Annotated in this window: 17 protein-coding genes and 2 pseudogenes; 9 read left to right on the forward strand and 10 right to left on the reverse strand. The window is 57.5% G+C overall.

Features of this window, described 5'->3' with window-relative positions:
- Window positions 1–418, reverse strand: a 418-nt coding sequence (locus NKI16_RS14930; RefSeq protein ID WP_352923120.1) for a hypothetical protein, incomplete at its 3' end; no start/stop codon positions are given.
- A gap of 341 nt (window positions 419–759) precedes the next feature.
- Between NKI16_RS14930 and NKI16_RS14935 the strand changes: the two genes are divergently transcribed.
- Window positions 760–2,454: a RecQ family ATP-dependent DNA helicase gene (locus tag NKI16_RS14935; RefSeq protein WP_352923123.1), complete on the forward strand. Its 1,695-nt coding sequence runs from the start codon at window positions 760–762 to the stop codon at window positions 2,452–2,454.
- A 5-nt stretch (window positions 2,455–2,459) separates the two neighbouring features.
- Here NKI16_RS14935 and NKI16_RS14940 read toward each other — a convergent pair whose 3' ends face one another.
- A complete protein-coding gene (locus NKI16_RS14940) occupies window positions 2,460–3,290 on the reverse strand; it encodes a hypothetical protein (protein WP_352923230.1) in 831 nt (276 codons plus the stop codon).
- Between NKI16_RS14940 and NKI16_RS14945 the strand changes: the two genes are divergently transcribed.
- Entirely contained in the window at window positions 3,211–3,633 is a 423-nt protein-coding gene (locus NKI16_RS14945; protein WP_352923222.1) for a tyrosine-type recombinase/integrase, read from the forward strand. The two genes, NKI16_RS14940 and NKI16_RS14945, sit on opposite strands and share 80 nt — an antisense overlap.
- Window positions 3,634–3,673: 40 nt before the next feature.
- Window positions 3,674–3,916: a site-specific integrase gene (locus tag NKI16_RS14950; RefSeq protein ID WP_352923126.1), complete on the forward strand. Its 243-nt coding sequence runs from the start codon at window positions 3,674–3,676 to the stop codon at window positions 3,914–3,916.
- A 203-nt stretch (window positions 3,917–4,119) separates the two neighbouring features.
- On the opposite strand, the gene NKI16_RS14955 is transcribed toward NKI16_RS14950, so the two are convergent.
- The 4 genes from NKI16_RS14955 to NKI16_RS14970 are packed head-to-tail and all read right to left on the reverse strand — an operon-like array spanning window position 4,120 to window position 10,574.
- Window positions 4,120–4,854, reverse strand: a complete 735-nt coding sequence (locus NKI16_RS14955; protein ID WP_352923128.1) for a M48 family metallopeptidase — start codon at window positions 4,852–4,854, stop codon at window positions 4,120–4,122.
- Complete coding sequence (locus NKI16_RS14960) at window positions 4,854–7,898, reverse strand: type I restriction endonuclease subunit R (RefSeq protein WP_352923131.1); 3,045 nt, start codon at window positions 7,896–7,898, stop codon at window positions 4,854–4,856. The genes NKI16_RS14955 and NKI16_RS14960 overlap by 1 nt, the downstream gene beginning before the upstream one ends.
- The gene (locus tag NKI16_RS14965) at window positions 7,895–9,085 is read right to left on the reverse strand and encodes a restriction endonuclease subunit S (RefSeq protein WP_352923134.1); all 1,191 of its coding nucleotides are present in this window, start codon (window positions 9,083–9,085) and stop codon (window positions 7,895–7,897) included. The genes NKI16_RS14960 and NKI16_RS14965 overlap by 4 nt, the downstream gene beginning before the upstream one ends.
- On the reverse strand, window positions 9,075–10,574 hold the full coding sequence (locus tag NKI16_RS14970) for a type I restriction-modification system subunit M (RefSeq protein WP_352923137.1): 1,500 nt from the start codon (window positions 10,572–10,574) through the stop codon (window positions 9,075–9,077). The genes NKI16_RS14965 and NKI16_RS14970 overlap by 11 nt, the downstream gene beginning before the upstream one ends.
- Before the next feature lie 573 nt (window positions 10,575–11,147).
- Here NKI16_RS14970 and NKI16_RS14975 point away from each other — a divergent pair.
- The 3 genes from NKI16_RS14975 to NKI16_RS14985 all read left to right on the forward strand — a co-directional run bounded on the left by NKI16_RS14975 (window position 11,148) and on the right by NKI16_RS14985 (window position 15,146).
- Complete coding sequence (locus NKI16_RS14975; RefSeq protein WP_352923224.1) at window positions 11,148–11,546, forward strand: DUF4145 domain-containing protein; 399 nt, start codon at window positions 11,148–11,150, stop codon at window positions 11,544–11,546.
- Between the two features lie 1,177 nt (window positions 11,547–12,723).
- The gene (locus NKI16_RS14980) at window positions 12,724–14,199 is read left to right on the forward strand and encodes a metallophosphoesterase family protein (protein ID WP_352923139.1); all 1,476 of its coding nucleotides are present in this window, start codon (window positions 12,724–12,726) and stop codon (window positions 14,197–14,199) included.
- Window positions 14,200–14,573: 374 nt separating this feature from the next.
- Window positions 14,574–15,146 carry a recombinase family protein gene (locus NKI16_RS14985; RefSeq protein ID WP_352923142.1) on the forward strand — a complete coding sequence of 191 codons (573 nt, stop codon included), beginning with the start codon at window positions 14,574–14,576 and terminating at the stop codon, window positions 15,144–15,146.
- Window positions 15,147–15,309: 163 nt separating this feature from the next.
- Here NKI16_RS14985 and NKI16_RS14990 read toward each other — a convergent pair.
- From NKI16_RS14990 to NKI16_RS15000, 3 genes and pseudogenes are all read right to left on the reverse strand, one after another.
- Window positions 15,310–15,657 (reverse strand): annotated as a pseudogene (locus NKI16_RS14990) (transposase domain-containing protein); the annotation flags it as partial.
- A 73-nt stretch (window positions 15,658–15,730) separates the two neighbouring features.
- Complete coding sequence (gene tnpB, locus NKI16_RS14995) at window positions 15,731–16,075, reverse strand: IS66 family insertion sequence element accessory protein TnpB (RefSeq protein WP_096453731.1); 345 nt, start codon at window positions 16,073–16,075, stop codon at window positions 15,731–15,733.
- The gene (locus NKI16_RS15000) at window positions 16,072–16,476 is read right to left on the reverse strand and encodes a transposase (RefSeq protein WP_352578752.1); all 405 of its coding nucleotides are present in this window, start codon (window positions 16,474–16,476) and stop codon (window positions 16,072–16,074) included. Before NKI16_RS15000 ends, tnpB begins: the two co-directional genes overlap by 4 nt.
- Window positions 16,477–16,866: 390 nt before the next feature.
- Here NKI16_RS15000 and NKI16_RS15005 point away from each other — a divergent pair, with 390 nt between their 5' ends.
- From NKI16_RS15005 to NKI16_RS15015, 3 genes and pseudogenes are all read left to right on the forward strand, one after another.
- On the forward strand, window positions 16,867–17,070 hold the full coding sequence (locus NKI16_RS15005; protein WP_352923145.1) for a hypothetical protein: 204 nt from the start codon (window positions 16,867–16,869) through the stop codon (window positions 17,068–17,070).
- An 87-nt stretch (window positions 17,071–17,157) separates the two neighbouring features.
- Window positions 17,158–17,829 carry an HNH endonuclease gene (locus NKI16_RS15010; protein WP_352923148.1) on the forward strand — a complete coding sequence of 224 codons (672 nt, stop codon included), beginning with the start codon at window positions 17,158–17,160 and terminating at the stop codon, window positions 17,827–17,829.
- A gap of 373 nt (window positions 17,830–18,202) precedes the next feature.
- A pseudogene (locus NKI16_RS15015) lies at window positions 18,203–18,397 on the forward strand (SOS response-associated peptidase); the annotation flags it as partial.
- A gap of 19 nt (window positions 18,398–18,416) precedes the next feature.
- Here NKI16_RS15015 and rhuM read toward each other — a convergent pair.
- Window positions 18,417–19,418, reverse strand: a complete 1,002-nt coding sequence (gene rhuM, locus NKI16_RS15020) for a RhuM family protein (protein WP_352923226.1) — start codon at window positions 19,416–19,418, stop codon at window positions 18,417–18,419.
- Between the last annotated feature and the right edge of the window lie 44 nt (window positions 19,419–19,462).

Raw genomic sequence — 19,462 nt, forward strand, 5'->3', positions numbered from 1 at the left:
AATCGGAACACCGGCCGGAATGAAATCGGAATGACTGGCCGGCTTCAAATCGGAATCGATGGCCGGCTTCATCGGAATACGCAGTTAAAAACGGCGCTGGAGTGAACCGCCATGCCTTGACCAGCGGCACGGCGTAGGGAAAGCGGAAACGGCCATCGGCATCGAAATCGCGTGGGTCAAGGTCTTGACGATCAATGAGGTCGAGCGTGCGAAGGGGTTCAAAACCGATCTCCCCCATACCAAGCAAGCGCCCTCGGTTTTCTTCGTCGGTCCGCGCTGTCTGTGTGCCGACAAAAACGAGGCGGTCTCCGCGATCTGCCAGTCGCAACAGTCGTTGCTGATGCCCCTCCATCGTAAACGTCGCAAGCGGTATGCGCCCGAAGCTCGTTCCCCAAACTCTGGTTGCGAAAAGTCTCATCGCCATTCTTTACGCGAAATAGGTTTCTAACCTCTGATACACCTCACATATCGGAGCCTACCAAGCCCCTCTTCCTTCCGTCAGAAACCGGAACGGCCGGCGGATTTTGGAAGCTCTTGGCAGCGCCGAAATCAACCTCATGGTGAGTAGCTGGGGCAATGTCCCGATCTTTGTCCTTGCCCCACTTGGCGCAGCTACAGTCCGAGCAAAGCAGGAAGCCCGACAAGGCGGCTCGGTTCGTCCGCATTCTCTGCGAACGCTTCAAGGTATTTCAAACAAGTCTTAGTAGGTTGAAATCGAAAGGTCGTCGCGGCTACGCGCCGCCCGATGTCTAAGGTGTTTTGGAGAAAGCCCTGAACGTCGCGTCAAACCAGTGGCAGATCGTCCGAAATCAGGTCTTGGAGCGCGACGGCTATCGTTGCGTGTCGTGTGGTGTTGCGTTGCGCTCGGCGGACACAGACATTCATCACCTGCTTCCCCGATCCATGGGCGGCACTGACGAAATGTCGAATTTGGTCTCGCTATGCGACGGCTGTCACGCGCGCCACCATCCAACCTTGGCTGGCGGGTTGGCGCGGCGCGCAATGGAGAGGTGGGCCGTGCGGTTGGCGCGATGGCTCGACCGCGTAGGCATCGTCAACGAGGCAACCGGAAACTTCGGTCCCGCCTTGCGCCTGTTCGGCTTGGAGCGTTTTCGGCATGGCCAATTGCCAATAGTCCTCGCGGCGCTGTCGGGGAAGTCCGTGCTGGTTGTCAGCCCCACCGGCTCCGGTAAGACCCTCTGCTTTCAGCTCCCGGCGTTACTGAGAAACGGAGTGACGCTAGTCGTTTCGCCCCTCAAGACCCTGATGTCCGAGCAGGTGTCAGACCTTCTCGGCAAAAAAATACCGGCGACCTTCATCAATAGCGATTTGAGCCGGGAAGAAAAGGAGAGGCGGTTCGCACTCCTTGCGCGCAGTGCGATCAAGCTCCTTTACATTGCGCCGGAACGATTTTTCGTACGCAGCGAGGACGAGCGCAGCCGTCTGAAGCGCAGTCAGCCGTCGTTTCTGATCGTGGATGAAGCGCATTGCGTCGATCAATGGGGACAGGACTTCCGGCGCGAATACGGGCGTTTGCGGGAGGTCCGCGAAAAGCTCGGCTCCCCGCCGGTGTTGGCCTTTACCGCAACCGCCGGGAAAGAAATGCAGGACCGCATTTTGGCGTCGCTCGGCATCCCCGACGCGATAGTTTTCGTTCGCGATGTGGACCGCCCCAACATTGCGTTGCTCCGCTGGCGCTGCGATCCAGAGCGTCGAGCACAGGAAATCGCGTCGATGTTGTTATTGCCCCAGTTGAAGGGGCAGAGGGTCATGATCTTTGTGCCATCGGCGAAAGTTGGCGACGAGCTGAAAGGCAACCTCGCAGAGTTGGGATTAGAGGTCCCGTTCTATCATTCGAGGCTGGGCACGTCTTGGGAACGGCAGGAACTCGTGAAACGCTTTCTCGGCCAGAGCCGCCCGGTGGTCGATCACATCATTTGCACGAACGCCTTTGGCATGGGTCTCGATGTTCCGAACGTGCGGCTCGTCGTTCATTGGCAGCAGTCTGCATCAGCCGAAGACCTTTTGCAGGAGTTGGGTCGGGCAGGGCGAGACAGAAAGCCATCCGTGTCGGTGATCTTCCATGACGGGCCGGGTCGTAGCGACACCGGGCGGCTCAGGTTCATGGCAAAGAAAACTGTCGAGGCCGCTCCCCTAGATGAGCGCGAGAAGGCCACCATGCTGGAGCAGCGGTCGCGGCGGATTGATCAGGTTGCGGCGATGCTCCGCTCCTCATCCTGTTTTCGAGCTTCGGTCCGTGGCTATTTCGGTGGCGGGAACGCTCCGCAGAAACTCAGCCTTGCCCAGCGCATTCTCGAGTGGGTTTTCGGAACACGCGCGCCGTCAACACGACGCATGGCTTGTTGCGACCATTGTGACGCCGAGCTGGTCAAGAAACATGGCGCATTGACCTATCTGGCTTGGATAGTGGGCGGCAAGAGCGCTCAGCTATGAAAAGCCTACATGAACAATCCGGCCAAAGCCCCGACAGCAGTGGGCGTGTGTTGCTTTACGAACCTGATGCCCGACTTTATCCGTCTGTGCCGTTTGATGGCTTCCGTTATGTCGGAACGATACTCTTGCGGGTCTGATCGACCATCGCGGTAGTGATCCATCACAATGTCGGCCATGCTGCCGATCAAGGCGATTGTCTCGTCCTCGGAAAGGCCCGCAAGCGAGACATAGAAGTAGTCGTCCTCGCCCTCGTAGTTCTCAAACAGGATGACGGGCAGGTCCCCCGACCCGATCCCTTGCTGATCAATCACGTGGCGGGACAAGTCGATACCGTATCCGTCCTTAGAAAGCGGAAGGTCGATTGCATAGCCGCCGCTCATATAGGGGATCAGCATGTGCCAAGCACTGCCAACATGTCGGTCAAATCCGCGTTTCGCTCCCAAGACAAGTTCGATGTTCTTGGTTGTGTATCCGCTATCGAGAAACCACGTCACAAGCGCACGTTGTTTCTTGAAAGCCTCCAATTGTTTGACGTTGGAAATCGTCAGCATCGCATCCCCTCCGCTCGACCACTCGTAAGCAAGACACTCCCGAAGAACGCTGCCTGCGTCAAGCTCATGGGACCGGGCGCATTCCAAAGTTCTCCCGTCAGCGGTGACCGGCGCGCGGAGCAGCAAAACACATTTTGAAGGGGCATTGTCGTCACGCTCCCCAAGGTTGAAGACGATCAGGAGAGACGGGCAGAAAACCATCCCCTTGAACGGGGCTGCATTAGCGATTCTGGCAACGCTGAGAGAAGCCTCGGCGGGCAAAGGATTTGTATTTCCGGCCGCCACGGGTGAAGGTCATTATGTAGGCACTCCACGGATATGGTCATCATTGCGAAAACGCATTGGCCTTTCGGAAGTACGGCTGCATGACCTGAGGCATTCCTTCGCAAGCGTCGGGGTGACGGCTGGCACACCTCTTATAATTGTAGGAGCGCTGCTTGGGCATAGCGACCACGCCACGACATTGCGATACGCTCATCTGGCGGCGGACCCAGTTAGTATGTCAGCCGAAGATATCGGTGTTCTGCTCGCAGAAGCGCTGAATCCGGCCGCTCAAGTTACGGCCGAGTCAATACCAGTTGCGCGGCCCAGTCCGACCCTGACGGTCACCTCTTTCACCTCTTCTTGAATCTCTATCCGTCTGAAAACTCCGATGGGCTCTGCGCGGCTTGAAAAACCGGCTCGCCGAGTTCGGGCGCACCTTTGTGTCAGATCCGAATGTGGCACCCAATCATGACTGGCGGCATCGCTTCAAAACAATTGGCATGGAAGCTGGAATTGCACTCCGCATTCTCGATGCGATTCAAGGTCAGGCCGCTAGGACGGTTGCCGATACTTATGGGGAAGTAACGCTGAGGACAATGGCTGGCGAGATCGCGAAATTGCCCTCCTATTCATTAGAAACTCAATGACCGGTGGCTGTGATTTGCTCAGGAGGTCGCCCCTCGTGTTCGAATACCGCTCTCTCCGCCAGATTTGCAGCCCAGTCTATTGTTTTTGCTGGGAAATATGAAATGACGCCGGATTTACTTGCACCTTGCCTTGCACCTTCGGCGTGGGCTGTCGTGACTTCAGTCCTCGACGCCTCTTCGCGGCATTCGGCTCCGAGCCACCATCAGCCGTCAAGAAATTCCGCACTCAGACTGCCTTGATGGGCTTCCAACCACGCCTTGGAAGCCTCGAAGTCAGGGACGACGGTCCGGAGGAAATCCCAGAACGCAGGACCATGCGAGCGATGCCGGAGATGGGCAAGTTCATGGGCAACGACATACTCCAACACCTTCCTCGGCGCGAAAACGAGATGCCAGTTGATGAGGATGTTACCCTCGGGACCACACGATCCCCAGCCGTTTGCGAAATCGGCGACGCGGATGAAGCGCGGCGAGAGACCGAACCGCGTCTTGTAGCCTGCGGCGATCTCCGTCACGTCACGCCGAACGCGCCGCTTCAACCACAGTTTGAGTTCGCTGGCGACGAGGTGGTCGGTATCGTCGCCTACCCATGACGGAAGATCGACGATGAAGCCGTTGTGGTAACTGGTCTCGATCCGCTCGCCATCGCTGCGTCGAACGGTGAGCCGCATCCGGCGGCCCCGGAAGGGTATCTTCGAACCAGTGATGAAGCGCGGTACCGCATGCCGGTCGGCGGTGATCCGCTCCATCTCGCGGACGGTGTTGAATACCCATTGCCGCTTGCGTTTGAGAAACGAGTTGATCGCCACATCGTCATCTGTGGAAAGAGCCAACACCTCGACGCAGCCGGGCGTCACGGTGATGCGGCGCTCCGACGCCGTTGCCGAGCGGCGAAGCTCATAGGCGATTTCGGCGCAGCCAATGCGCAGCGATGGCATCAATGGCCTCCGACATACGCGTGGACGGCGAACTCCTCCACCGCCTCGCGGATGGCCTTGCTTTCGCCAATGCCATGCTCGGAAAGGATGCGTCGAACCTGCTGACGCAGACTGCGCAGGTATTCGGGCATGAAGGTGAAGGCTGGCTGGCTCGCCTGCGCCCCGGCATAGATCGTTCCAATCCCAATGGCGGCGTCCTGTAGTGTGCCGTGGCCGGTGTCCGGTGCCAGTGCTTCCATGATGCGCAGGATCGAGAAGGCGCGCTCGTCCATGCCCAGTTCGGCATGAGCGCCCTGTTCGTCATTGATGCCGCCGGTCAAGTCTTCGAACTCGCGCAGACCCTCGGCGGCAGCGATCTGCCCTTTCTCGAAGCGGCGGATGATCTCCAGCACGCGCTCGGAGAAACGGCCATATTGCGCCGGGTTCTTGTCTACCAGTTCGCGCGTGACACGGCGAAGCTCGGCGGATTTTCGGACGAACGCTTCCTGCAACTCCGCGTCCGTCTTCTCCTCGGTCACAAAATCGTCGGCGAAGTTCGGATCGGTCATCGAGCGCAGCCGGATCGTGGTGGACAGGCCAGTCGCATGGACATGAGCTTCCAGCATGTCCCTGATTTTGCCGGTGTAGTGGCGATGATCGAGGCTCTCGTCCTTGGCGATCACCTGTGTGGCAAGCCGGAGGAAGGCAGCTGCCCATTTCACTTCGTCCGTGAAATCGAGAATTGCCGGGTCGGGTGAGAGATCGCCATAGACGCGGATGAAATTGCGTGCGAGCCGCTGAAGATCGAACCATTCATCCTCGCGGCCATCGGCGGCGAGCTTGCCGACGGCATAGGCCGCCGCCTTCTCGTCCATGCCTTCCAGCCCCATAGACCGTTTCTGAGATCGGTAGCGGGCGTGCGCTTCCTTCAGATCGTTGCGCAGGATGGCGATGTCGCGCAGCGCATTCTCGACATCCTCGAAGCGATAGGATTGCAGCGCCTCGTCGAGATGGTTGGTGACGCCGATATAATCGACGATCCGGCCATGCGGCTTGGTGATCTCGATCCCGTTCGGGCGCTTCAGCGAGCACGTGCGATTGGTCCGGGCAATGGCCTGCAGCAGACCGTGCTCCTTCAGCGGCTTGTCGAGATACATCACCGCCTCAATCGGAGCATCGAAGCCGGTGAGCAGCTTGTCGCAGACGATCAAGAAGCTGGGTTCCTGCCCGAACGCCTTGAACGCCTTCTTCGCTTCCTTCTCGGCGGCGTCATCCAAATACTGCTGTTCAAGCACGGTGCGCAGGGCGGCGACGTCCGGGTCCTCGGAAGGCTTGTTGTCCTCTTGGCTCTTGGAATAGACGCAGGCAATCATCGCGTCGGCCTTGGCTCGGGCAGGCTCGGTGTCCATTCCGCCCTTCGCCAGATCGGCGGCGATCACGCTCGCAAGCGCGGCGCGGTAGAGGATCACCGCCTCGCGGTCCACGGCGACGATCTGCGCCTTGAAGCCGTCGGGTGCGCAGACCTGCTTGAAATGCTCCCAGATGTCCAAGGCGACCAGCCGGACCCGCTCAGGATGCTTGGCGATGGTGGCGAGCGTCAGCCCCTTACGCTTCAGTTGTTCCCGCTTGTCGTCGGGCAGATCGACGAACCAGCGGTCGAACAATATATCGATCTCGGCCTCGTTGATTGCCCAGTCGGTTTTTCGGCCCTCGTAGAGGATCGGCACGGTCGCGCCGTCGCGCACCGCATCGTCGATACCATATTTGTCGAGATAGCCCTCGCCCTCGATGCTGAACCGGGCATAGGTGTCCTTGTCGGTGCTCTTGATCGGCGTGCCGGTGAAGCCGAAGAAGACGGCGTCGGGCAGCGTCGCCTGAAGATAGGCCCCAAGGTCTTTTTCCTGCGTGCGGTGGCATTCGTCGACCAGCACGATCCAGTTCTCGGAGTTGGGGATCGGATCGCGGGAGCCTGCGAACTTGAAGATGGTCGACAGCAGGATTTGTCCGTTGCCGCCGCGCGCCACGGCTTGGCGAAGCTCGGCGACCGATCCCGCCTGTTTGGGATTGGGCAGGCCACAGGCGACGAAGGTGCTGCTGATCTGGGTGTCGAGATCGATCCGGTCAGTCAGCACCAGAATATTGGGATTGGCGAGGGCCGGCGCGTCGAGAGTCAGGTGGGTCTTCAGCTTCACAGCGAGGAACACCATCGTCAGGCTCTTGCCCGATCCTTGCGTGTGCCAGACCAGCCCCTTGCGGTGGACGCCCTCCGCGACCCGCTGCACGGCTTTGTTGACCGCTCGGAACTGCTGATAGCGGCAGACCTTCTTGATCTTGCGCCCTGTCTCCGGGTCAGTCTCGAAAACGATGAAATGCGCGAGAAAGTCGAGCAGTCGGGACGGGTCGCACAGGCACCACAAATCCTTGGCGAGATCGTCGGCGAACTCGGCGCGGACACGCGGCCATGCATCGGGCCACGGCGCATAAAACGATGACGGAGCGCCGGTCGCCCCATAGAGCGTGACGATGCCGTCCGTGACGATGTTGAAGGCGTTGGACGCGAACAATCGGGGAATGTCGCGCTCATACTGCTTGATTTGCTCGAACGCCTCTCCGGCCTTGGCAGTGGCCTTCAGCGGCGATTTGGCTTCGAGTACCACCAAGGGGATGCCGTTCACGAACAGCACCATGTCGGCGATGCGCGGGCGCTGGGCGGCAACCCGGAACTGACGGACGACGTGAAAGCGGTTGTTCGCCGGAACCTTGAAATCGATCAGCGCGATGGGCTGGTCGCGGTTCTTGCCGGCGAGGCGGCGCGAGTAACCGCCACGCAGCTTTCTCTGCCAGTCCTCATTGTCGGACAGGGTGGCGAGGTCGTTGTAGATCGCCTCGGCGTCGTCCAGCCCGATGCCGTTCAGGGCCTGCACCGCCTCGATCAGTAGCGGCTTCAGGATGACGCGGTTCTCTTCCTGCCGCATCGCCAACGCCGCTTCGGGTGAGAGCGGCTGGTATCCCAGCGCCGCCAGCACATCGAGCGCAGGCTTTTCGGCGAGGCGATACTCGCTCACGCAGGCACCCGAACGCGACCGGAGAGAAGGTCGGCGCGAAGCATTACCTTCGAGCGTTCAATATGGTGCTGACCATGCCGGCTAGCTTTGATGGCGGACTGAATAGCCGACATTTCATCGGCGAAGTCCTGTTGATCGCTCAAAGGGGGCAATGGAATTTTAGTAGTTCGAACTATGGTCTGGGAAATATTGGTCTGAGAAGCCGCCATGCCGGATTTTGTTCGATTGAAATTCTCTTGTGCCAGAGTGCTACTAAGTAACTCGCTAACATAAAGCGGCACCGCTTTCTCACGATCAACGCGGATGCGTATGAGCTTATCAGACAACATTCGGCGACCGGCTGTATTATCTACAATCGCAACAACGCCAGTTCTTTCGACGGGCCCCGCTCGTGTGATCAGTATGTCGTCGGTCCGAACCTCGAGGTTTGGACGTGGTTCCAGTTGATCGGGGAGCCGCTTGTTTTCAGTGTCATCGTAGCCATCCCAAACGACTGAGCTAGTCTTGAGGATTGACCATTCGCCTTCAGAAGCTGGCGAGGTTTCACAATCCGGGCTCCACCCAGCATCTATGGTATCGATGATGGTATTGACTTCGATAAGAGCATGTTCTCGGAACCGCTCCACAGCCGCTTCCCGACATAACACCTTGGCATTCTCAAGCTCTTCGAGTGCAGTGCGAGCGGTAGCAATTGCCTCATCCACCGACCGCAGCACCTCAGCGATGCGTCGCTGTTCGTCGATGGGCGGTATTTTGGTCTTAAACTTAACGAGTTCAGATTTCTTGATGTGAACAAGGCCGCCACCTCCGTGGGCTTCCGCCTCAATGGCAGCGGTCATACCCTCCAGTAGAAAGTAAGCATAATCAAAATCAAGACTATTCGAGACGACACAACGAAAAATGTGCTGATTTAAATAGCCTAATGGTCCGTTCCATCTTCTTGCGCCAAAGGATGTCCCACGGCTTCCAGACCAACAAAATAGTAGATCGCCCTCCCTGACATGATACCTCGCCGGGATCATCCCTTGGAAGAAGTTAAAAACACCTGATCCGTTCAGATTTTGGATGCGGATGATAGGAGTGCCCCTATCTTCCCAATCCTCCGGCTTGAAGGGATAGCCATTTACGAAATCGATCAGTGAACCAAGATTTGTCGCGGTCCACTCATCAGGCGCTTCACGAAACATAGCCGAGCCTCTTGAGGTGCCCGAACATCATCGCCTCGGCCTCGTTGCGCTTGGCGATCAGGTCTTGCAGCTTGGCGACCTCCTCGGCAACATCGACCGCCTCGGCATCGCCGTTGGTCTGTACATAGCGGCTGATGTTGAGATTAAACCCGTTGGCTGCGATCTCTTCGACCGGAACGAGGCGCGCCAACTTGTGGATGTCGGCAAAGCCATGCACCGCGTCGGCGAGCGTCTTCAAATGGTCGTCGGTCAGGAAGTTCTGCGCCTTGCCGGGCTGGTATGTGGCGTCGCCATTGACGATCAGAACCTTGCCACGCCGATCTTGCGGCTTGTTCTTCCGTGCGATCAGGATCGCCGCCGGAATGCCCGCGCCATAGAATAGGTTGGGCGCAAGGCCAACGACAGCCTCGACCACGTCAGCGTTCAGCATGCCTTCGCGAATGCGCCCCTCGGCCCCGCCACGAAACAGCACGCCGTGCGGCACGACGACGGCGAGCATTCCGTCTGACTTCAGGCTCGACAGCATGTGCTGGACGAAAGCAAGGTCGCCATAGCCCTTGGGCGGGCAGCCGTACTTATCGCGTCCGAACGGATCGCCATTGGCCCAGACCTCATAACCCCAGACTTTTTCGGAAAAGGGCGGATTGGCGAGCACGCGGTCATAGGCCCCGACGCCCTCGACGAATTCTCTGGTTTTGGGATCGTATCGCTTGGGCGACAGGATGGTGTCGCCCTTAGCGATGAAGGCGTCGTCCACGTCGTGGAGGAACAGGTTGATCTGGGCGATGCCCCATGTGCCGAAGTTCTTTTCCTGCCCGTAGAGCGACAGGCTCCGGGCATCCTCGCCCCGATCCTTGAGATATTGTACCGCCTCCAACAACATGCCGCCTGACCCGCATGTCGGATCGTAGATCGACATACCGGGGCGCGGCTCGACAATTTCGACCATCAGTCGAACGATCTGGCGTGGTGTATAGAATTCGCCGCCCTTTTTGCCCGCGCCCTCGGCGAACATCTTGATAAGGTAGAGATAAGCGTCGCCGAGCATGTCGGCAGGCACGTCGGCATTGCGCAGGCGATGCTTCTCGAAATGGGCGAGCAGTTTTTCCAGCAGCGCATCGGAGAAACGGTCCTGATTGGCGAAGTCGACATCGCCGAACACGCCGCGCAGCCGCAGGTTCGCATCTTCGATAGCTGCCAGCGCGTTGTTCAGCCGCTGACCGATCTGGGTTGATTGCTTGCGCACCGCGTCCCAGCGATGCTCGGTGGGAATGTGAAAGCGATGCTCGTCCGGGTCAGCGGCCTCCTCGCGGTCGCCAGTCTCGGCGAGGAGCTTTTCATACTCCTCGGCCCAAACGTCACAGAGACGTTTGTAGAAAAGGAGGCCGAAGATGTATTGCTTGTAGTCTCCGGCATCGACGGTGCCCCGGAGGATGTCGGCAGCTTGCCATAAGTGACGTTCGAGGGTCTGCTGGGAAAGGGTGGGCATGAATTGGTGCTACACTTTCAAACATCCGCCAACCTGACGGCGACGTCCTCTCTCATAGGCGGGTAGCCCCCGTTTGGTCCAGATTGCAGAGCGACAAACTCACACCTTATGTGCGTTGGCAACTCGCGCACTGGGCGCAGTTGTCATCCAGAACGAACGTTGACATTGAGCAAGAGCACTTGCAGAACCTCCGGCTCAAAACTGCTCAACTTGCGAAGGCATAATGACTGAACCGGCCCCTACGACCCGCAAAGCGCTTTGCTCCGAGTGCGGAGGTTTACGGAATTGCGATGTGCTCGCACATCACCAAGAAAGTGGTCAAGAGGGCGACGGTTACATTCATTGGTGGGTAGACTGGTACATTCTGCAATGCCGTGGTTGTGAATACATCTTTGTACAAAAATCTTCCACTAACTCAGAGGATCTTCATCAATATTATAATGAGGCCGGCGAAACAGAAAGCGAACTAATTGAGACGCTTTCATATTGGCCTGCGCCGTCCAAAAGGCCTAAGCCCGAATGGTTGGGTGACTTCGGTGTTCACATTGCGACGCAGATCAACTGGAGCAGGCCATACGGGAAGTTTATGGAGCGCTCGATGCTGACCTTCCCATTTTGGCGGCCATTGGCATGCGTACATGTTTCGACGTGGCTGCAATTTTGCTCGGCGTCGAGGGCGACCTTCCATTCACCAAAAAGTTGGACGAACTGGTCCAGCGTAAAAAGATCGGCGGCGTCGATAAGGACCGCTTGGCGCTGCTGGTGGATGCGGGAAGTGCGTCTGTGCATCGCGGATGGAAACCAAAGCCCAAGGAACTGGATACCTTGGCAGAGATCTTGGAACACTTTGTGTTTGAGGCGTTTGTAGCACCATCCCGCCGCGGCCGCCTTGATGCAGATGCGAAGAAGCTCGAAGGAAACGTGCCGTCTCGGAAGCGCAAGATCGTTAAGGATGGTGCCAAGGCTCCGTGATCGTGCCCTCTGCCGCTATGACAAGAACGGGATCGAGTGGGATCAATTTCTCGGTCTTGCTGGTCCATCGGCCTTGCCGGGCGGGGCCGGGGCATCGCAGCGCCGAATGACGACGGAAGGCGGTGGACGGGAGTTTCGCTTCGCCGGTTGTTCCTGGCGCTGAATGCCTCCTCCTAAATTTTGTGCGTCAGCGTCTTGCGCGCTGCTTTCGGCGCAGGCATCAGAAGGATCAGAACTCGGATAGCGGGCAAATGATCGTGCATCAACCACCTGAGCCCCATCCGCTGGATTTCGATTGGAGGTATACGCCCGACACAATCGCCGCTCTCTCTAAGATGCTGCCGGTTGAGGGGCCTGTCCTCGCGGTCGGCGCTCCGAATTTGGCTCGGCATTTGTCTACCCTTGGCCGGAACGTGATGCTGATCGACAGGCAGCCGATGCAACAAGTCTCCCAGCATCTTGCAATCGATATCGACGTGAGCACGCCTCTTCTTAAAGGGTATAGGGCGGCAATCGTGGACCCACCTTGGTATGTTCAACATGTCCGCTGCTGGCTCGCTTGGACGGCCAACTGCTTGGGGCTTGACGGTGAGATTTTGGCGACGATCTGGCCGGCTGGAACGCGACCCGATGGTGAGATAGAGCATCAATTCGTAATGGAGTGGTTGAGCCAATGGGCAACTGCTCAGCAGTCCTCATTCAGCCCAACCTATGAAACGCCAATCTTCGAGCAACACGCAGAAATCGCAGCGACAGGAGGGGAGTTGTCGCGCAGCCCTCGTCGGGGCCGCTTACTAAGCATCCGAGTTAAGAAACTGCCAAAAATTCCCTCCCTCGAAGAGCCACCTCGGCAATGGTCAAGGTTCGTCCTAAATGACTATCAACTCGCTCTGAGAATGCATCCAGAGAATGGGGAACCTCTTGAAGTTCTGCCACATCCCCAAGCAATCGGGTGGACGTGGCCATTCGTGAGCAGGCGAGCGCCGGGTCGCGGAAATATTGACCTATGGAGTTCGCGCAACGAGGTGGCGTTAGTTAGAAATCCTGCTGCTTTAGCCAGAGTTCTTCGGAGATTGGCCGCGTCCGACAACTCTGCATCGTTCAACTCTGAGATTGATCGGCTTCCCCAGCTTGCAGAATGGGCCATTCCAAAGCCCCCATATTGGAGATTTCTCGAATGGTCTCACCAGCAATAGCGCTACGGTTTCGGGACACGACACCGGACGTCGATACAATTCAATCTCACCTTGAGATCTTGAAAAGAGAGGGGGCGGTTTGGTGGGGATGGTGGAAAAAAGGCTTCGAGGACGACCATATTGATTTCTTCAAGAGCTTGCCCGAGGGGCACGAACTGAATGTCCTGATACTGGATCGTTCAACTCAGCGGATGTTCCAAGCAACATCAATAGCTCAACAGATCGGAGAAGGTGCCAAGCCTGATCTTGAGCTTGTGCCCTCCTATTATCGCGGCAATTCGCACAAGATCTTCGGCTGGTTCTTACTAACCTCGCTCGAACAGATCGACTATATCGATGGGATTGGGGAGAGGTTCGGCGACAGCAGTTTGGTTGATTTATCTAATAGGCAAGACCAATCAGTCCCAGCGGTTGGTGAGGACAGTAGTAGGAGTAAAAAGTCGAGCATCCTGCACCTTTCTGATCTGCATTTCGGGGCTCACTACGGCTTCCTAGTTCAAAATTCCAGACCAGAAATTGGTGATCCGAGAGGGACCCTAACGGACTGCATCCTTGCCGACTTGGCACGGCTAGGGCTAGACGACGACATCTGCGCTATCCTCGTCACAGGTGATTTCACGTCAAATGGCGACTGGAGCGATAAGCTCGTTGGCGATGTGGTGAATGAGCTTCAAGCGTTGCAGAGGGCGCTTGGTGTCGAGGCGACCCACATAATTGCCCTCCCGGGAAATCACGATGTCGAAAGATATCCTGAAGGGGTGCAGATAAATATTGCTGAAATTTCGGTTGGCAATCAGAGCACATACCGGCACGAAGATCGGTTTCGTTTGTTCATTGACAGGTTGACCGGGAGGTCTTGGAAGGAACCTCTCGATTATATCCAACGGATTAAGCTCGCCGAAGCTGACGTGATCGTTGCCGTCCTTAATTCCTGCCGCATCTTGGCGACAAAGTGGACGGAGTACGGATATGTAGGCCCAACTGGCCTAGACATTATCAAGGCACTTGGGAACGAACCTGTCGAAGTGCCGACGTTTCGGCTCATGGCATTGCACCACCATTTGCTTCCTGTAACGGATGTCGAAACCCCGAACGAAAAGGGCGTTACCTTGTCGCTTGACGCGGCCAAACTGCTTGATATGGCGCAAGAGGCAAGGGTTCATTTGGCGGTACACGGACACCAGCATGTGCCTCGGTTGTCCCGCTACCAAACTGTCCCGCTGATGGGGGGCGCATTGAACGCTCCAATGACGATAATTTCGAATGGTAGTACTGGCGTTTCGGCGGATCGTCGCCCCGCAGGCGAACGAAACACCTACTGCGTTTTTTCCTTCACCAAGAGCGAAGTGCTGTTGCGAATGAGAGAGTTGCGCCCTGACAAACGCTCTGGCGCTGAACTCTACAGTGGTCCGTTGGAGACGGGTCCTGCTCTTCCCGCGCAGTACAAAGGGAACTAATAGATCCGGGCAGGCCGGGTCATACTGCCCTTCAGCGTCGTAGTTCAGTCTTCCAAAGGGCGAATAAAGGCGAATGAAGGAGACGTTACCCGAGGGGCCCACATTGCGGGACGTGAACTGTGCGCTGAGTCTCGTTAAGTATCGAGTCCCGCGCACAGAGGAACGGCCATCCCCTTATTCAGCCTTGTTGAGGCGAGCTTATTCGCTCAAAGCCTTGGCATCCATGGGCTTGTTTTTAAAGGCGGGATGAACAACCCATCAGGGTATGCCCTGAAGTGACACAACATGATCCGCTTTGGGCGATGTAACATCTGGGTTGACAGCGACTATTTGTGACAGTGTAGCCTCGGGCCTAAACCTTAAGGTGACACCACATGAGCCGGATTGGGTACGCCCGCGTCAGCACCGTTGATCAAGATCTCGAAACTCAAATTGCCAAGCTGAAGGCCGAAGGGTGCGGCATCATTCGCTCTGAAAAGGTCTCTGGGGCGAGCCGCGATGGTCGAGCGGAACTTGCGACGATCATCGACTTTCTTCGGCCAGGAGACGAGCTGGTGGTCACCCGGCTTGACCGGCTCGGCCGCGACACCCGCGACGTTCTCAACTTGATCCATGAGTGCGAGCAGAGGGGGGCTTTCGTCACCGTCCTGGACCCGCATGTATCTACCCGCGGCGAGATGGGGCACATTGTGCTGACGGTGCTCGGGATGGTGGCGCAGATGGAGCGCCGCTTCATCAAGGAGCGGCAGCGTGAAGGGATTCAAAAGGCGAAATCGGCGGGGACCTACAGAGGGGGCAAGGCGCGTATCGACCATAGCCGAGTTGTAGAGATGCATAGAAAACAGGAAGGCATTTCGGAGATCGCCAAGGCACTCGGGTGCTCGAGGATGCAGGTATATCGCATTCTTAACGGCCAGAACCGCTCGGAGTCTATTGTGGCGAGATAGGCGACGACTCGGTCCTACCAAGTAGGCCAGCGCTGGTACCCGTTCGATGATGATATCCAGTTCTAGATGTTGACGACGCCAAAGCCAAAGCCGATTGGATTGCCGCCGAGCAAGCGTGGTTACCGCGCACTTGGCGGCAAAGGCTTTGCGAGAGAAGGCCGACAAAGCCTTTGCGAGGACGCGGAGCGCGCTTCGCTTTCGAGCCGCCCGCAGACTTCTCCATCTGCGCTTCGATGGCCGCCACGCCGGTTTCGATCTCGTCGAAGACCAGAGCATACTGTTCCTCGCTCAGCGCGCCGGTCCGCAACCTTTCGGAGCGGCTGCCGAAGCGCGCCCGCTCCAGCATCTTCACGACCGCCGTCAGTCGTGCGATCCGCTCATCGGCGCTCTTGTTGACCAGCTCGAGATGGAGGTTGCGCTCCTCGAGAAGGGCGGCCTTTTCGGCCATGGCAATAACCATCGCCTTGAGCGCGTCAACGTCGTCCGGGAGCGCGAGTTCGGGTGCCGACATGGCCAAAATCAGAGCATATTCGCGGGCAATTTTCCCGCTTTTTCAGCTCCCTGATTCATCATGCCGCAGGGTTTTACCCAACCGATTGCGGCCGCCTGACGGTCTCCGTCCGAACCCGTTTCCAGTCCATTCCGTCGACCAGAGCCATGAGCTGAGCATGATTGAGCTGGACCCGGTGGTGGCCGATCCGCGGCCAGCAGAACTTCGCGTCGTCCAGTCGCTTGGCATAAAGACACACGCCGCTGCCGTCCCACCAGACGATCTTGATCCTGTCCGCTCTTTTCGCGCGAAAGACATAAAGCGCGCCGTTGAACGGATCCGAACCGGCATCGCGCACCAGTGCCAGAAGGCCGTCGGGACCTTTTCTAAAATCGACGGGATGACTGGCGACCAACACCTTCACGCCGGCCGGGATCATGCCTGGCGGACCGCCCGGATAATCCTGGCCAAATGATCCTGGCCGACGTCGGCGCCGGCCCGAATGACCACATCGCCCAAACAGATCTCCACTGCCGAAGACGCCGCTTGGGTGACCTCGACAAAGCCAAGCCGATCCGCATCTCGCCGCGGCGTGACCGCACCGCTCTTGATCGCCTTGCTCCGCCAGCCGAACAGCTGGGCTGGCGCCATCCCCGCTTGTCTGGCGATGGCCGATACATTCGCGCCCGGCTTCAGTGTCGCCTCGATCAGCCGCGACTTCGCTTCCGCCGACCAGCGCCGCCGCGGACGCTGCGGGCTTGCCTCCAGCCGGTTCGGGACCGCCTCAAGGACATGGAAACTTCTATCATCAGGCTTAGGCGCAGACATAGAAATTGACACTGTAAGCTCCTCGGCTTCTTCAGTGTCACTATCTCTCGCTCATCACCTCAAGCCGCGCCAGATGGGGTCGGCTTGGCGCTTACGCTTAACCTGTCGATGCTGACGGTCCAACCTTGGCGTAATGTCCGGTACGTAACCGGCGTTGCGATATCCGGCCCACTCGTCGCACTGCTGATCGGATCGCTGATCTATTGGGCGGCATCCGGCTTTGGTGGACCTAAACCGGCCGCCCCCTCACGCGAGTCTCAGCGCTGACCCCATACCTTTTCGAGCAGGTGAGCCGCACAACTTGACTGCCCCAGCCCTCTATGGCCTTGGTTCGGACGCGCTGCTTGTGGGTCAACACCAAGTGTGGTTACTTCCGGCCGGGTTCCAACCGGGAGGGTGTCAATGGATATCAGCAAGCTCAGTGAGAACGGCCTGAAGGCTTTTCACCAGTCGGTCCGGACAGTCGCCGCAGCCGACGCCGCAAACCCGCAAAAGAACGACCCGTACTACGGGGTAGCCGAATATCCCGATTGGGCACAGCACCGCGACGAAATCGAGGCTGAGCTGAAAAGCCGCGGAATCCCGTTCAACCCTGTTCAATGGTAGGAAAAACTCTCCCTCTGCCTTGCCTCATGCTAGCGCATAGAGAGTCTGGCGTCAGGAGCACCTAACCCGATTCCGAAGGGACGCATTTTGGCAGCCGACATCACAGAACATGAATTTCACGACGTTCTTGAACATCTTGCCCAACGCCCTTTTTCCACAATGCAGTTCATCAAAAAGCTGGGCCAATGCTATCCAAGCAAGTGGAGAGCGATTGAGGCAGAGTATGGGGCGGGCGGCGTCGGGGCGAAAACCTACTTCAGCGCGTATTCTCGAATAGCTCACACCTTGGCGAGATTTGCCCGGGCGAACATCGTAGAGAAATTAGATTATCGACCGGCTCCGAGAGGATGGGGTAGTCCGGTCATCCGCTACTGGACTGATCAAATTGGATCGGCGGGTCAGCTTTTCCCCGATCAAGTTGGGGACGAAGACGGGTTTTGGGAGGGCGCGCGAACGAAGGTCTTCGTAAATGCGTACGAACGAAATCCTGAGGCAAGAGCGAAATGCTTAAGACTGTTCGGGCTGGCTTGCATGGCCTGTGGAGAGGATTTCTCGAAGAAATACGGCATCCATGGCAGGGGGTTCATCCACGTCCACCACCTTACCCCTCTGAAGAAGATCGGCCGGGCTTATCAGGTGAACCCAGCTAAGGACCTGCGGCCGGTGTGTGCCAACTGTCATGCCATGATCCACCGTCGCGAACCCATGCTTACAATCGAACAGCTAAGGGCATTGGTCCAAGCCGCGGTAGAACGTTGAGGGCACCGACATGGCAGTAATTCGACCGCTTCTCAGACTACGGGTTGCGGCCGTTGGGCTGCTGCAGACCAAAGCGCGGACACGCTGCCTTTGTCAATGTCGCAGTAGTGATACCAAGTCTGCCTGAGCCGTATGAGCATATAGGAGTGCTCAATGCTGTAGCAGACGCGCTTGACCACGCTGCTGTCCAGTTCGCCGGTGCACTGAAACAGCTAAGTCCATCGGCGCGCGATTTTCACGTTCGCTGTCTCGGCGAGGACAGGCCCGGGGTCATTACAAGCCCGCGCAGCGAGGTAGCTAATGGCCTGCCTGCGAAGTGTAGCCGAATGGCGCTGTCGGAAAGGCAACCGCCCAATTTTACAAAGAGCCCTAGGTGTGCAACCTCTACAACATCACCACCAGCCAGGAGGCGATCCGCGAATGGACCCGCGCCTTGCGCGACATCCTGGGCAACCTCGAGCCGTCCATCGACATCTACCCCAACCAATTCGGCCCGGTGGTGCGCAATGCACCGGATGGCGCGCGCGAGCTTGCGAACCTGCGGTGGGGAATGCCGATGCCGTTAGAGGATAGGCCCAACAAAGGTATTAAGCCGGGGTAAGCTTCTTCGGATCGTCTTTCGATAGACGGCGCTGCCACATGGCGTATTCAGCCTTTGCGTGGTTTATGGCCTTGTCCCTGAGATAGTCCTTGTAGCCTTTAAAAACCGGGTAGTCGTTGACCGATAACAGGCTATCCAGCTTGGTTGTCAAATCTGCCATTCTTAGCGTCTTACCGCGAATGGCGCTGGATTCGGCATAGAGCAGAAACTGTTCACATAGAATATGCAGGATATAAAGCTCGTCACTGTCGAGGTAATTCTTGCCTATCTGCGCTTCGGTAATAGACGGCATGTTCCCTCCGAAATGTACCACGCCCATGTTGGCGGTCTTCCGGTCGGCACGGCCCAAAATAAGCTGAGACGCGGTGCTCTGAGTAACCGCATACAGGAACTTGTCCTGCATCAACGCGAAAAACGAGCGACAGGCAGAAGACTGGTTGTCGTAATCAGAGGAAGCCTCTTTGAAGCATTCGCGGACAGCAGCATATATGTTCTTTTCGTCGGAACGAAGCTCACGGATTCTGGCGGCCAGCTTGCGCAACGCTGCCGGGCTGTCCTTGAGACGGGCTTCGTTGATCGCATAGCCATCAACGATATAGGAGCGCAGGGTAGCTGTGGCCCATTTGCGGAACTCTGTGGCCTTTGGCGAACTGACGCGGTAGCCGACCGACAGGATCATATCGAGATTGTAATGGGTGACTTGGCTGGGTTTCCCGCTTGGACCAATTTGTGCAAATTTTGCACAAACTGCGCTTTCCTCCAGTTCGCCTTCCTCGATAATTTTACCAACATGCTTGGAAATGACGCTGCGCTCGCGCTCAAAAAGCGAAGCGATCTGGTCCTGTGTCGCCCAGATAGTTTCGTGGTCAACGTCAAGGTTGAAGCTGATCGCGGTTTTGCCGAGCTTGAACTGCACTAGTTCAAGCTCCAACTGTTTGGCCGCTTCTTTGGTTTTCTGCGCAATGGTCTTCTTCGGTGGGGTTGCCATCAACGATTCTCTCCGATTCGAATTACGCAACGTAACACGACCGG

The organism is Mesorhizobium sp. M0698 (assembly GCF_040320455.1).
Taxonomy (GTDB): domain Bacteria; phylum Pseudomonadota; class Alphaproteobacteria; order Rhizobiales; family Rhizobiaceae; genus Mesorhizobium.